Below are 13,958 nucleotides of genomic sequence, written 5' to 3'. Positions count from 1 at the left end.
GCTTGAGAAGCTGTGCGCTGTTCGAACACTTTCAGAATGGCTCTGTGTGAGAATCTGGAACCAGGTTCTAAATTATTGGAACTCATCGCTCCAATAACATTCACAAGAGGACCGTATCTTGAATTCGCCACTTCGCATCGCTTTGATTGGTGCTGGCAACATGGGCCAGCAGCATTACCAGTATCTGCAATCCATGACCGAAGCGACCTTGTGCGCCGTGGCCGATCCCGGGCCACAGGCAGCAAGACTTGCGGCGCAATGGGATGTGGCGTATTTCGCCGATCATCGCCAGATGCTGGAGCAGGCGAAGCGGGACGCCGTCATCGTCGCCAACCCGAACACGCTGCACGTCAGCACGGCCCTCGATTGCCTCGCGGCCGGTGTGCCGGTACTGCTGGAAAAACCGGTGGGCGTGCACCTGGATGAAGCCAGGGAGTTGGTGGCTGCCTCGAAGGCGAGTGGCGTTGCGGTACTGGTCGGACATCATCGTCGCCACAATCCGCTGATCGTCCGCGCCCATGAACTTGTCCACAGCGGCGCACTGGGTCGGCTGACCACGGTCACGGCGCTCTGGCAGTTGCGCAAGCCCGACAGCTATTTCGAAACACCCTGGCGCCGCGAGGCCGGTGCGGGGATGTTGCTGACCAATCTGATCCACGACCTCGATCTGCTGCGGCATTTGTGCGGTGAAGTGCGTCAGGTTCAGGCCATCACCAGCAACGCCATTCGCGGGTTTGCCAACGAGGATTGCGCGGCGGTGTTGTTGCAATTCGACAACGGTGCGCTGGGCAGCCTGACCGGCTCCGATGCGGTGGCTGCGCCCTGGAGTTGGGAGCTGGATTCGGGGGAGAACCCGGTGTACCCGCGTCATCCTGATCAACCCTGCTACCTGCTGGCCGGGACAGGTGGGGCGCTGAGCATTCCGCAGCTTAAACGCTGGCACTACAACGAAGTCGACGGCGGCTGGCATCAACCGTTGCTGGCAACCCAGGAAAACTTCAGTGCCGATGAAGCCCTGCGTTTGCAGTTGCAGCACTTCGTGCGCGTTGCGCGCCGGGAGGTCGAGCCGCTGGTGAGTGCCGCCGATGCCGCGCGTACGTTGGCGCTGATCGAAGCCATCCGCGAAGCCGCCGAAACCGGGCGTGCCTGCGCGCCATCCTTGATCGAGGGTTGAGCATGAGCGAGCGAATCTTCTCCCTGGCCAGCCTGACCGTGCTGGAGTTGTCACCGCCCGACATGGTCGAGGTCGCCGCGCGGGCCGGGTACAGCCATGTCGGCTTGCGCCTGGTACCGGCAACCCCTGAGGAGCACCATTTTTCCCTGGTGGCCGACCACGAATTGCGGCGCCAGACCCTGGCGCGTCTGCGTGACACCGGTATTGGGGTGCTGGACGTCGAAATCCTGCGGCTCAAGCCGGAAACCGTCGTCGCCGATTTCGAGAAAATCCTCGCGGTGGGTGCCGAGTTCGGCGCCAGTGAATTGCTGGTGGCCGGTAACGATCCTGACGAACAGCGGCTGACGGAGCATTTTGCCGAGCTCTGTGATCTGGCGGCAATCTATGGGCTGCACCCGCATCTGGAGTTCATGCCCTGGACCGATGCGCGCAATCTTCAACAAGCTGCGCGTATCGTGGAAAACGCCGGGCGTGAAAACGGCGCAGTGTTGGTCGACGCCTTTCACTTCGACCGCTCTGGATCACGGTTGGAAGAACTGGTCAAAGTTGCCCCCTCACGGTTACGGTATGCACAGTTGTGTGACGTCGCAGGGCCACGGCCTGGCGATATGGCGGAAATCTTGCGTCAGGCGCGTAACGAACGGCGTTTTCCCGGTGATGGCGATTGCGACCTGCCGGGGTTGTTGCGCGGTTTGCCGGCTGGCATACCGTTGAGCCTGGAGATTCCCACCCTGCAGTTGCTGGAGCAGGGTGTGAGTGGATTGGATCGGGCGCAGATGGCACTTGATAAAACCCGGGAATTGTTGGCGCGGCTATAAGTGCTGCTGCGCACCTTTCGCTTGTAGGAGCGAGCTTGCTCGCGATGGACGTGAGGGCGCCGTGTTTGTCCAGGCGGCCATCATCATCGTTGACGACCATCGCGAGCAAGCTCGCTCCTACAGGTGATGCTTTTGATTTCAAGTAAGGAAACCCAATGACCGTCAGCACCCCGCTTTCCGGCGTCAATCAGCCCTTCAAAGGGATCCTGCTGATCGTTGTCGCAACCTTCCTGTTTTCCAGCCACGATGCCTTTTCCAAATACCTCTCGGGTTTCTATCCCATTGTCATGGTGGTGTGGGCGCGTTACGTGGTTCACACCTTGTTGATGGCCGGGATTTTCCTGCCGCAGTCCGGGCTGGGGGTGCTGCGTACAAAACGGCCGTTAATGCAGGTGACCCGGGCGCTGTGTTTGCTGGGCACCAGTCTGTTTTTCACCACGGGGCTGATGTACATCCCGCTGGCCGAGGCCACCTCGGTCAACTTCCTCGCTCCGGTGCTGGTGACCGCGTTGTCGGTTCCGCTGCTTGGCGAGCGGGTGACGCGGGGACAATGGCTGGCGGTGATTTTCGGTTTCAGCGGGGTGCTGATCATCGTTCACCCAGGCGGAGACCTGTTTACCCCGGCGGTGTTGCTGCCGTTCTGCTCGGCATTGTTTTTCTGCTTCTATCAACTGCTGACGCGCAAGCTCAGCGAGATCGATAGCCCAACCACCAGCAACTTTTTCGCAGGCTTGTGCAATACGCTGGTGATGAGTGCGCTGGTGCCGTTCTTCTGGCAGACGCCGAATCTGGTACACGGCGCGATGATGCTGGCGCTGGGTGCCTGCGGGATGACGGCTCACCTGTTCCTGACCCAGGCTTTCCGCCTCGCGGCACCGGCACTGCTGGCACCGTTCAGCTATTGCCAGATCATCTTCGCGGGTCTGCTGGGCTGGCTGCTGTTTTCCCACACGCCGACACTGACCACCGTGCTCGGTATTGCCGTGATCTGCTGCAGCGGGTTGGCCGCGGCCTGGCAGCAAAGCCGCAAAGGTTAATCAGGAAGTCCTGGGAAATCGTAGGAGCCGGCTTGCTGGCGATGGACTCCAGTGCGCCGCGTTTATCCGGTTCACACGCGTCATCGTTAACGACCATCGCTGGCAAGCCAGCTCCTACAAGGGACCGCGCCCGAGTCGAAATAGTGTGAACACCAAACTGTAGGAGCCGGCTTGCTGGCGGCGGACTCAAGTGCGCCGCGTTTATCCAGTTCATGCGCGTTTTCGTTAACGACCATCGCTGGCAAGCCAGCTCCTACAAGGGACCGCGTTCCAGTCGAAATAGTGTGAACACCAAACTGTAGGAGCCGGCTTGCTGGCGATGGACTCCAGTGCGCCGCGTTTATCCAATTCATACGCGTCATCGTTAACGACCATCGCTGGCAAGCCAGCTCCTACAAAACACCGCGTCCGAGTCGACATGATGTGAACATCAAACTGTAGGAGCCGGCTTGCTGGCGATGGACTCCAGTGCGCCGCGTTTATCCAGTTCATGCGCGTTTCCGTTAACGACCATCGCTGGCAAGCCAGCTCCTACAAGGGACCGCGTTCCAGTCGAAATAGTGTGAACACCAAACTGTAGGAGCCGGCTTGCTGGCGATGGACTCAAGTGCGCTGCGTTTATCCAGTGCATACGCGTCATCGTTAACGACCATCGCTGGCAAGCCAGCTCCTACAAGGGACCGCGTTCCAGTCGAAATAGTGTGAACGCCAAACTGTAGGAGCCGGCTTGCTGGCGATGGACTCAAGTGCGCCGCGTTTATCCAGTTCATACGCGTTTTCGTTAACGACCATCGCTGGCAAGCCAACTCCTACGAGACTGCGTCCGGTCGAAAAGGAACAGTGAAAGAACCAAAAAAAACGCAGGCCCGTGATCGGGCCTGCGCCGAGGGAACATCAGCCTTCTACTTGCGGAATCTTGCGGGGTGCCATGAAGTACATCCAGGTCAGCGCGATGAAGTACATCGCCGGGATCAGGGTGAACAGCACTGTGTAGTTGTTGTTGGTGACGGTCAGGATATGGCCGACCAACTGGGTCATGAACATCCCGCCAATCGCCGCGCACATGCCACCGAAGCCGAACACCGTACTCATCATGTGCTTGGGCGTGTAGTCCATCACCAGGCTCCAGATGTTCGCGGTCCAGGCCTGGTGCGCGCCGATGGCCAGGGAGATGGCGGCCACCGCGACCCACAGGTTGCTGGAGCCGGCCGCCATGATCACGCCGATGATGCAGCAGGCGAACAGGAACATGGACATCAGTCGCGCCTTGATCGGGTTGACGCCGCGGCCGATCAGGAACGAGGAAAGGATGCCGCCGCCAACGCTGCCGAAGTCGGCAGTGAGGTAGATGATGATCAGCGGAATGCCCATCTGGGTCACGTTGATGCCCAGGTTGTATTGCTGGTTGAGGAACGGCGGTAGCCAGTACAGGTAGAACCAGAACACCGGGGCGGTCATCGAGTAGGCGAGGGCGAAGGCCCAGGTGCCGCGCATGCGCAGGATTTTCGAGAACGGCACGCGGGTTTGTTCCGGTTCGACTTCATTCTGGATGTAGTCCAGCTCCGACTGTTTGACGCTCGGGTGGTCTTCCGGGTTGAAGTACTTCAGGCCCCAGAGCACGAGCCAGATCCCGCCCAGTGCCGACATGCACAGGAACGCGGCTTGCCAGCCCCAGATGTGCAGGATCAGTGGCAGCAGCATCGGGGTGAACATCGCACCGACGTTGGTGCCAGCGTTGAAAATGCCGGTGGCCACGGCGCGCTCGCCGGCCGGGAACCACAGGCGCGTGGTTTTCACGCAAGCCGGGTAGTTCGCGGCTTCGGTCAGGCCGAGGATGAAGCGGCAGACCATGAAGCCGACCGCCGAAGTGGCCAGGCCATGGGCGCCGGTCGCCAGGCTCCAGAGCAGCACGGCGCAGAAGAACACGCGTTTGACGCCGACCCGGTCGATCAGGCGGCCCTGCAATACGAAACCGATGGCGTAGCCGACCTGGAACCAGAAGTTGATGTTGGCGTAGTCCATCGCCGTCCAGCTCATTTCCTTGGCCAGGATGGGTTGCATCACGCCCAGGGCGGCGCGGTCGATGTAGTTGAGGGTGGTGGCGAAGAACACCAGCGCCAGCATGCCCCAACGGGTTTTGCCGACTGCCATGGCGCCGCGGATTTTGTCGCCGATACCGCCGGCAGTGACGCTCATGGCCGGAGCCATGCGTGAGCTTTGGGAAGGAAGCATATGTACCACCCGTTTTTTGAATTTGTTATTTGGTGTTTTGGACATCGCGGCCGGTGCTGCGAGTTCGGACTCAATGTGTGGTCGATGTTGGGCAGTGGACAAAAAATCGTCAATTCGCCAACTACCATTTTGTTCGATAATCGAACACAAAACTAACTGGGTAGTACACTTTAAATTGCTGTGTGGGATCGCGCAGCCAATAATTCACTCAAAGCTAAACACGATCCCTGTAGGAGCCCGGCTTGCCGGCGATAGCGTCCGCGAGATCGCCATCGCCGGCGAGCCGGGCTCCTGCAAAAGCGTGCGATGTCCCTAACAAGATTGCCTCCACCACCGGGAGTCGAAATATGCAGCGTTCCATTGCCACCGTATCCTTGAGCGGTACCCTGCCGGAAAAACTCGAAGCCATTGCCGCCGCCGGGTTCGACGGCGTCGAGATTTTCGAAAACGACCTTCTCTACTACGACGGCAGCCCGCGGGAAATTAAACAGATGTGCGCCGATCTCGGGATCGCCATCACCCTGTTTCAACCGTTCCGTGATTTCGAAGGCTGTCGACGTGACCGGCTGTCGCGCAACCTGGAGCGCGCCGAGCGCAAATTCGACCTGATGCAGGAACTGGGCACCGACCTGGTGCTGGTGTGCAGCAACGCCTCGGCCGAGTCCATCGGTGATGAACAGATTCTGGTCGACGATCTGCGACTGCTGGCTGAGCACGCCGGGGCACGCGGCCTGCGCATCGGTTACGAAGCGCTGGCCTGGGGCCGGCATGTGAACACCTATCAACAGGTGTGGAACATCGTGCGCCAGGCCGATCACCCAAGCCTTGGCGTGCTGTTGGACAGTTTTCACACCTTGTCGCTCAAGGGTGATCCAAGTGCCATCGCCGAGATTCCCGGCGACAAGATTTTCTTCGTGCAAATGGCCGACGCGCCGATCCTGGCCATGGACGTGCTGGAGTGGAGCCGGCATTTTCGCTGCTTCCCGGGCCAGGGTGAATTCGACTTGCCGGGGTTCCTCGCGCCAATCATCAAGAGCGGCTACACCGGGCCATTGTCGCTGGAAATTTTCAACGACGGTTTCCGCGCCGCGCCGCCGCGAGCCAACGCCGCCGACGGTTTGCGTTCGCTGCTGTATCTGGAAGAGAAAACCCGCGAGCGTCTGGCGCAGGAGACCAAGCCTGCGGCCAACCCCGAGATTCTGTTCGAAACGCCCAAGGCCAGTGAGTACAACGGCATCGAATTTCTCGAGTTTGCCGTGGACGAAAGCCTCGGGGCCAAGCTCTCCCATTGGCTGGAACGACTGGGCTTCGTCAAGGCCGGGCAGCATCGGTCCAAGAGCGTCAGCCTGCTGCGCCAGGGCGATATCAACCTGATCCTCAACTCAGAGCCTTACTCCTTCGGCCACAGCTTTTTCGAAGCCCACGGTCCGTCGTTGTGCGCCACCGCCGTGCGGGTCAAGGACAGCGCGAGCGCATTGGCCCGTGCCGTGGCCTACAAGGGCCAGCCCTATCGCGGACTGGTCGGCCCCAATGAACTGGAACTCGCCGCTGTGCGTGCGCCGGATGGCAGCCTGATTTATCTGGTGGACCAGGATGCCGACGTCTACGGCACCGACTTCAATCTGCTGGCGGATGCGCCAGTCAGCGGTGGCCTCAAGCGCATCGACCACATGGCCATGGCGCTGCCGGCCGACAGCCTTGACAGCTGGGTGCTGTTCTATAAGAGCCTGCTGGATTTCGCGGCGGACGATGAAGTCGTGCTACCGGATCCTTATGGTCTGGTGAAGAGCCGTGCCTTGCGCAGCCGCGACAGTTCGATCCGCCTGCCGCTGAACATTTCCGAGAACCGCAACACCGCGATCTCACACGCGCTGTCGAGTTATCGCGGCTCCGGTGTGCATCACATCGCGTTTGATTGCGATGACATCTTTGCCCAGGTCAGCCGTGCAAAAGAGGCGGGTGTGCCGCTGCTGGATATCCCGCTCAACTACTACGATGACCTGGCGGCGCGGTTCGACTTCGACGACGAGTTCCTCAGCGAACTGGCCTACTACAATGTGTTGTACGATCGCGACGCCCAGGGCGGTGAGCTGTTTCATGTGTACACCGAGCCGTTCGAGGGGCGATTCTTCTTCGAGATCATCCAGCGTAAAAATGGTTATGCCGGCTACGGCGCGGCCAACGTCGCGGTGCGCCTGGCGGCCATGGCCAAATCCCGCAGCGGCGCATTGCGTCAGGCGAAGTTGTAGGAAATTCGTAAACGCGGGATTAAACGTGGGCTGCGCGGGTTCCCTCACCGTGTCGCGCGGCCCATAATCGCCAGCCTGTGCAGTGATGGCCGTGAGCCCGCAATGACAATGACCTCAGAACTCCCCGCAGCTTCCGTAGAACCAGGTGTAGAGCCGCGCAAGAGTCGCAAGAACAACCCGGAAAAGACCCGCGAGAACATCCTGCAGGAGGCGATCGTCGAATTCGTCCAGCAGGGGCTTTCCGGTGCTCGTGTCGATGCCATCGCCGAGCGCATCCACACCTCCAAGCGCATGATCTATTACTACTTCGGCAGTAAGGAGCAGCTCTACGTCGAGGTGCTGGAGAAACTCTACGGCGATATCCGCAACACCGAAAATCGCCTGCACCTGGCGGAGTTGGCGCCGATCGAAGCCATTCGGCGGTTGGTGGAGTTCACCTTCGACCACCATGATCGCAACGTCGATTTCGTGCGCATCGTCAGTATCGAGAACATTCACAACGCCGAGTATGTGAAGCGCTCCGATGCGATCAAGGCGATGAACAACACCATCCTCGATTCACTGGGCGAGATTCTGCGTCGCGGCGCCGAGCAGGGGCTGTTCCGTACCGGGCTTGATCCGCTGGATGTGCATTTGCTGATCAGTTCGTTTTGCTTCTATCGCGTCTCGAACCGCCATACATTTGGTGAGATTTTTCAGATCGACCTGCCGGACGAACGCATCAAGCAGCGTCATCGCGAGATGATTTGCGAGTCGGTGTTGCGCTACCTGCAAGCCTGATACAGCTGTGTGAATCGCCTTTGTAGGAGCCGGCTTGCTGGCGATCGCGTCTGCATGATCGCCATCGCCAGCAAGCCGGCTCCTACAAGTCGCGTCAGCCATTCATGCTCTGGAAATGCTCAAGCATCCGCTGGGCATCCGGTACCACGCCGCTGAACAACTCGAACGCCTTCACCGCCTGAAACACCGCCATGTTGCCGCCGTCCAGCGTCCGGCAACCGAGGGCGCGGGCGTTGCGCAGCAGTTCGGTTTCCAGCGGGAAGTAAACGATCTCCGCCACCCACAATTCGGCGCGCAGCAACTCCACCGGCACCGGCATGCCCGGCAGCTTTTTCATGCCCATCGGCGTGGTGTTCACCAGGCCGTCAGCCTGGGCCATGGCGCTGGGCAGGTCATGCCCGGCCACCGCCCGACCGGCATTGAAATGCTGATTGAGGTTGTCGGCCAGATCCTGTGCGCGGTGGATGTCCACATCGAAAATGCTCAGCTGTTGTACGCCTTCACTCAACAACGCGTGGGCCACCGCCGCACCTGCGCCGCCAGCGCCCATTTGTACGACACGCTCAATGGCAACGCCCTTCAAGCCCCGACGAAAACCCTCGGCAAAGCCCAGGCAATCGGTGTTGTGGCCGATGCGTTTGCCATCCTTGAGCACCACCGTGTTGACCGCACCGATACCGCGCGCCTCCGGCGAGAGTTCGTCGAGCAGCGGGATGATCGCCTGCTTGCATGGAAAGGTGATGTTCAGCCCGGTGAAATGCATGCGCTCGGCAGCCATCAACAGGTCGGGCAGGGCGTTGCTGTCGAGTTTCAACTGATCAAGATCAATCAGGCGATACAGGTAGCGCAGCCCTTGGGCGTCGCCTTCGTGCTCGTGCAGCGCCGGCGTGCGGGAAGCCTGGATGCCGGCGCCGATCAGCCCGGCCAGTACCGCGTGGTTCTGAGTCACGGCGATCACCCCTTCAAACGTTGGCTGAAGTGTTCCAGTGCCAGGCGATAGCCATGACTGCCGAAACCGGCCATCACGGCAGTTGCGATGGCGGAAACGAACGAGTGGTGGCGGAAGGGCTCGCGGGCGTGGACGTTGGACAGGTGGACTTCGATCACCGGCAGTTCGCTGGCGACCAGGGCGTCGCGAATGGCGACGGAGGTGTGGGTCCACGCGGCCGGGTTGATCAAGATCCCGGCACAGCGGCCACGGGCGCCGTGAATCCAGTCGAGCAGTTCGCCTTCATGGTTGGTCTGGCGAAACTCCACTGCCAGGCCGAACTCTTCGGCGGTACGTGCGCACAGGGACGAAATGTCTGCCAGGGTTTCGTGGCCGTAAGTCGCCGGTTCACGGGTGCCGAGCAGGTTCAGATTCGGGCCGTTGAGCACCAGAACGATAGGGGACATCGGAATCTCTCCACTTATTATTTTTGGAATTGGCCGAGGTTCCCGGCCTGTGGGGATAAATTGTACTAACTGGTTAATACGGTCAATTGGAGAGACGGCACGCGGGCGCTTTGTGGGCGGTGATCGGACACTTTCGCTGTCAGCGCGGCAAATGCTCCACCAGAAAATCGATGAACGCCCTCAGGCGCAACGGCATGTGGCGACTTTGCGGGTACAGCAGCGTGAATGGCCGCGAGCGCCCGCCATAGGGCTTGAGCACTTCCACCAGCGAGCCGTCGGCCAGTTCCTTTTCAACGATAAAGCGATAGGTCTGAAACAACCCCGCCCCGTGTTTGGCCAGCGTCACCCCGCCCAGTACATCATCGGAACAACTGAGGTTGCCCTCGGCCAGAATCTCCCGGGGTACGCCTTCATCATTGAACAACCAGGCAATGCGCCGGCCGCTGCTGGGCAGTTCGTACTGAATGCATTCGTGGTGTTCGAGGTCGCCCAGGGTTTGTGGAGTGCCGGCCCGTTTCAGGTAATCCGGGCTGGCGATCAGCACCAGGGCGGCATCTTCCAGTTGTCGGGCGATCAGGCCGGAGTCCGGGATGGCTCGCACCCGAATCGCCATGTCGTAGCCTTCGCCGACGAAATCGATGTTGCGATTACTGATGTGCGACTCGACCTTCACTGCCGGATAGCGCGCCCGGAATTCGGGCAACAGCGGCAGGATTCGATGATGCGCGTAGGTGGTCGGAATACTGATGCGCAAGGTTCCGGACGGCACTTGCTGCTGGCCCATGACCTCGCGCTGGGCCTCGACCAGTTGCGCCAGGGCCTGGCGACATTCCTCGTAATAACGGCGACCACTGTCGGTCAGCTTCACGCTGCGGGTGGTGCGCGCAAACAGACGCACACCGAGGCGTTCTTCCATGCGCGACACCGAACGGCTCACGGCTGCCGGCGTCACCCCAGCCACCAGTGCCGCAGCGGTGAAGCTACCGGCCTCGGCGGCCAGGCAAAACAGTTCGATGCTGCCCAACTGAAGATCGTCGAATTGTCGCTGCATGATTGATTACACCGGGGATCAGATGAAGTATCCGACCCAGTATTTATCAGTCTCCCGCGCACGAATACAAAAAAACCGTCACGAGGACGGCTTTTTTGTGGTGGCGTTTGCCATCAACGCCGGGTCAGCATCACCCCGGATTCCATGTGATGGGTCCACGGGAACTGGTCGAACATCGCGCATCGGGTGATGCGGTGGGTGTCGTGCAGTTGGGCGATGTTTGCCGCCAGGGTCTCCGGATTGCAGGAGATGTACAGGATGTTGTCGAAGCGTCGGGTCAGCTCGCAGGTGTCCGGGTCCATGCCGGCGCGAGGCGGGTCGACGAACACGCTGCCGAACTCGTAGCTCTTGAGATCGATGCCGTGCAGGCGCCGGAACGGGCGCACTTCGTTCAGGGCTTCGGTCAGCTCTTCGGCGGACAAACGCACCAAGGTGACGTTATCCACCGCGTTTTCGCTGAGATTGCTCAAGGCCGCGTTGACCGATGTCTTGCTGATTTCGGTGGCCAGCACTTTGCGCACGCGGGTGGCGAGCGGCAGGGTGAAGTTGCCGTTGCCGCAATACAGCTCCAGCAAATCATCGGAGCGATCGCCAAGCGCATCGTATGCCCAGTTGAGCATCTTCTGGTTCACCGTGCCGTTGGGCTGGGTGAACGCGCCTTCAGGCTGGCGATAGCTGAAGGTGCGGCCGCCGACTTCCAGCTTCTCGACCACGTAATCGTGACCGATGACTTCGCGCTTGCCCTTGGAGCGGCCGATGACGCTGACGTTCAGGTCCGTTGCCAGTTTCGACGCCGCCGCATGCCAGTGCTCGTCCAGCGGGCGGTGATAGCACAGGGTGATCATCGCGTCGCCAGCCAGGGTGGTCAGGAACTCCACCTGGAACAGCTTGTGGCTCAGGGGCGCGCTGGCTTGCCAGGCGGCCTTGAGCTGCGGCATCAACTGGTTGATGCGCAAGCTGGCAATCGGAAACTCTTCGATCAGGATTGGCGTGCGCTTGTCTTCCTGGGAAAACATCGCGTAGTGACGCTCGCCGGCCTCGCGCCACAGGCGGAATTCGGCGCGCAGGCGGAAGTTTTTCAGCGGCGAATCGAAAACGGCGGGTTCCGGTGCATCGAACGGGGCCAGCAGGTCACGCAGACGCGTGACCTTTTCTTCGAGCTGAACGGCGTAGGCCTGGGAATCAAAAGTCATGCGTTGAACCAACCCAGCTTGATCACGAACAGAATCGACAGGATCACCAGCGCCGGGTTCAGCTCACGGCCACGACCGGACATCAGCTTGATGGCGGTCCAGGAAATGAAACCGAAGGCGATGCCATTGGCGATGGAATAAGTGAACGGCATTGCCAGCGCGGTGATCACCACCGGCGCGGCGACGGTAATGTCGTCCCAGTCTATTTCGGCCAGGCCGGATGTCATCAGCACGGCGACGAACAGCAGGGCCGGCGCTGTGGCGAAGGCCGGAACGCTGGCGGCCAGTGGCGAGAAGAACAGCGCCAGCAGGAACAGGATCGCCACCACGACGGCGGTCAGGCCGGTGCGGCCACCGGCACTCACGCCGGCTGCGGATTCGATGTAGCTGGTGGTGGTCGAGGTACCCAGCAGGGAACCGGCCATGGCGGCGGTGCTGTCGGCGATCAGCGCGCGGCCCATTTTCGGCATATGGCCGTCCTTGCCCATCAGGCCGGCGCGCTTGGCGACGCCGATCAGAGTGCCGGAGTTGTCGAACAGATCGACGAACAGGAAGGCGAAAATCACGCTGACCAGACCGATGTCCAGCGCACCCTTGATGTCCAGTTGCAGGAAAGTCGGGGCCAGCGACGGCGGCATCGACATCACGCCGCCGAACGGGGTGAAGCCCATCACGATGGAAATGATGGTCACCACCAGGATGCCGATCAGCACCGCACCGCGCACAGCAAGTGCTTCAAGCGCGACGATCAGGGCAAAGCCGAGGGTGGCGAGGATTGGTGCCGGTTGTTTCAGGTCACCGAGGCCGACCATGGTCGCCGGGTTGCTGACCACGATGCCTGCGTTGTGCAGGGCGATCAACGCCAGGAACAGGCCGATACCCGCAGCAATCGCCGAGCGCAGCGGTAGCGGGATGCTGTTGATGATCCATTCACGGATGCGGAAGATCGACAGCAGGAAGAAGCACACCGCCGAGATGAACACCGCCCCCAGTGCCACTTGCCAGGTGTGGCCCATGTGCAGGACTACGGTGTAGGTAAAGAAGGCGTTCAGGCCCATGCCCGGTGCGAGGGCGATCGGGTAGTTGGCGATCAGGCCCATGACCGTGGAGCCGATGGCGGCGGCCAGGCAGGTGGCGACAAACACTGCGCCCTTGTCCATGCCGGTCTCGCCGAGGATGCTCGGGTTGACGAACAGAATGTAGGCCATGGCCAAAAAGGTCGTGACGCCCGCCAGAATCTCGGTCCGCACGTTGGTGTTGTGTGCCTTGAGTTGAAACAGCCTTTCCAGCATGTCTGCTCCCCGTGGCGCGCCGGGCGCCGTGAATGTATCGACCTCAACAGCAAAGCACAGGCAGCAGAACGCGCCTGGAAATTACTGTGGGCCGGAAAAAGCCGCGCATCATACCAGTAGCTTGGGAATATGGCTGCTTATGGCGGTGATCGTCGTCGATGTTTTGCGCCAAAGCCAAGTGCGCCATACTGCGCGCTGGTTTTTTGGGGTGGATGGGTCCTGCATGAAAAGGCGTCTGGTTAGCGTGTTCAGCGTATTGATGGCGCTGTTGCTCGGGGCACAAACGGCCACGGCGGCATCGGCCCCGCCACTGACGCAATTGAAAGTACTCAAAGTTGCGTCGCCTTCCTGTGGTGTCGAGAACATCGATGAAGGGCAAACCCAGACGCGCTGCGATCACAACGGCCCGAACATCACCGTGTACGTGCTGGAAGTGGGTTACGGGCGTGAGGCCCATGTCGCCCTGGACGGTTTTGAAGTGAACGGCACTCGCACGCCGGTCTGCGCGTTCAAGAACGGCAACCTGACCAGTTGCACCCCCGGGGAAAAAACCGTCGGCTATTTGTACGCCCTTGACCTGGCGGGCAAGCAGGAAGGCACGTTGACCTTCAGCAATACCTCGATCAATGCGCCCGGCAATACGATGTCGACGCAGCTTTACATCAAGTAGCCACAGGTCTCGAACAAGGGGCAGGAAAGCTGACTACGCTTAAAAGATCATTCTGTGGACAAAACCT

The 13,958-nt window shown here is 60.5% G+C and carries 12 protein-coding genes; 6 read left to right on the top strand and 6 right to left on the bottom strand.

What is annotated here, in order from left to right; genetic code table 11:
• Window positions 1-118 precede the first annotated feature (118 nt).
• The 3 genes from KGA88_RS23785 to KGA88_RS23775 all read left to right on the top strand — a co-directional run bounded on the left by KGA88_RS23785 (window position 119) and on the right by KGA88_RS23775 (window position 3,029).
• Window positions 119-1,174, top strand: coding sequence for a Gfo/Idh/MocA family protein (locus KGA88_RS23785; RefSeq protein WP_223594645.1), 1,056 nt, complete (start codon window positions 119-121; stop codon window positions 1,172-1,174).
• A gap of 2 nt (window positions 1,175-1,176) precedes the next feature.
• The gene (locus tag KGA88_RS23780; protein ID WP_223594644.1) at window positions 1,177-1,992 is read left to right on the top strand and encodes a sugar phosphate isomerase/epimerase family protein; all 816 of its coding nucleotides are present in this window, start codon (window positions 1,177-1,179) and stop codon (window positions 1,990-1,992) included.
• A gap of 155 nt (window positions 1,993-2,147) precedes the next feature.
• Entirely contained in the window at window positions 2,148-3,029 is an 882-nt protein-coding gene (locus tag KGA88_RS23775; protein ID WP_223594643.1) for a DMT family transporter, read from the top strand.
• Window positions 3,030-3,923: 894 nt separating this feature from the next.
• Here KGA88_RS23775 and KGA88_RS23770 read toward each other — a convergent pair.
• Complete coding sequence (locus KGA88_RS23770; RefSeq protein ID WP_411740865.1) at window positions 3,924-5,261, bottom strand: MFS transporter; 1,338 nt, start codon at window positions 5,259-5,261, stop codon at window positions 3,924-3,926.
• A 347-nt stretch (window positions 5,262-5,608) separates the two neighbouring features.
• On the opposite strand from KGA88_RS23770, the gene quiC reads away from it, so the two are divergent.
• Both quiC and KGA88_RS23760 read left to right on the top strand, forming a co-directional pair.
• On the top strand, window positions 5,609-7,510 hold the full coding sequence (gene quiC, locus KGA88_RS23765; RefSeq protein WP_110661700.1) for a 3-dehydroshikimate dehydratase QuiC: 1,902 nt from the start codon (window positions 5,609-5,611) through the stop codon (window positions 7,508-7,510).
• Window positions 7,511-7,612: 102 nt separating this feature from the next.
• Window positions 7,613-8,290, top strand: coding sequence for a TetR family transcriptional regulator (locus tag KGA88_RS23760; protein WP_110661701.1), 678 nt, complete (start codon window positions 7,613-7,615; stop codon window positions 8,288-8,290).
• Window positions 8,291-8,384: 94 nt separating this feature from the next.
• Here KGA88_RS23760 and KGA88_RS23755 read toward each other — a convergent pair whose 3' ends face one another.
• The 5 genes from KGA88_RS23755 to KGA88_RS23735 all read right to left on the bottom strand — a co-directional run bounded on the left by KGA88_RS23755 (window position 8,385) and on the right by KGA88_RS23735 (window position 13,221).
• Window positions 8,385-9,239 carry a shikimate dehydrogenase gene (locus tag KGA88_RS23755; RefSeq protein ID WP_223594642.1) on the bottom strand — a complete coding sequence of 285 codons (855 nt, stop codon included), beginning with the start codon at window positions 9,237-9,239 and terminating at the stop codon, window positions 8,385-8,387.
• A gap of 5 nt (window positions 9,240-9,244) precedes the next feature.
• Entirely contained in the window at window positions 9,245-9,685 is a 441-nt protein-coding gene (gene aroQ, locus KGA88_RS23750) for a type II 3-dehydroquinate dehydratase (protein ID WP_223594640.1), read from the bottom strand.
• A gap of 139 nt (window positions 9,686-9,824) precedes the next feature.
• Window positions 9,825-10,736 carry a LysR family transcriptional regulator gene (locus KGA88_RS23745; protein WP_223594639.1) on the bottom strand — a complete coding sequence of 304 codons (912 nt, stop codon included), beginning with the start codon at window positions 10,734-10,736 and terminating at the stop codon, window positions 9,825-9,827.
• 113 nt (window positions 10,737-10,849) lie between these two features.
• On the bottom strand, window positions 10,850-11,929 hold the full coding sequence (trmA, locus tag KGA88_RS23740) for a tRNA (uridine(54)-C5)-methyltransferase TrmA (protein ID WP_110657150.1): 1,080 nt from the start codon (window positions 11,927-11,929) through the stop codon (window positions 10,850-10,852).
• Window positions 11,926-13,221 (bottom strand): NCS2 family permease, encoded by a 1,296-nt coding sequence (locus tag KGA88_RS23735; protein WP_110657148.1) that lies wholly within the window; start codon window positions 13,219-13,221, stop codon window positions 11,926-11,928. Before KGA88_RS23735 ends, trmA begins: the two co-directional genes overlap by 4 nt.
• A 223-nt stretch (window positions 13,222-13,444) precedes the next feature.
• Here KGA88_RS23735 and KGA88_RS23730 point away from each other — a divergent pair, with 223 nt between their 5' ends.
• Window positions 13,445-13,891, top strand: a complete 447-nt coding sequence (locus tag KGA88_RS23730) for a DUF4879 domain-containing protein (protein ID WP_223594638.1) — start codon at window positions 13,445-13,447, stop codon at window positions 13,889-13,891.
• The last annotated feature ends 67 nt before the right edge of the window (window positions 13,892-13,958 follow it).

It is taken from the genome of Pseudomonas sp. A-R-19 (genome assembly GCF_019956575.1).
In the GTDB taxonomy this organism is placed as follows: Bacteria; Pseudomonadota; Gammaproteobacteria; order Pseudomonadales; family Pseudomonadaceae; genus Aquipseudomonas.
This window is presented reverse-complemented; position numbering and strand designations above follow the sequence as displayed.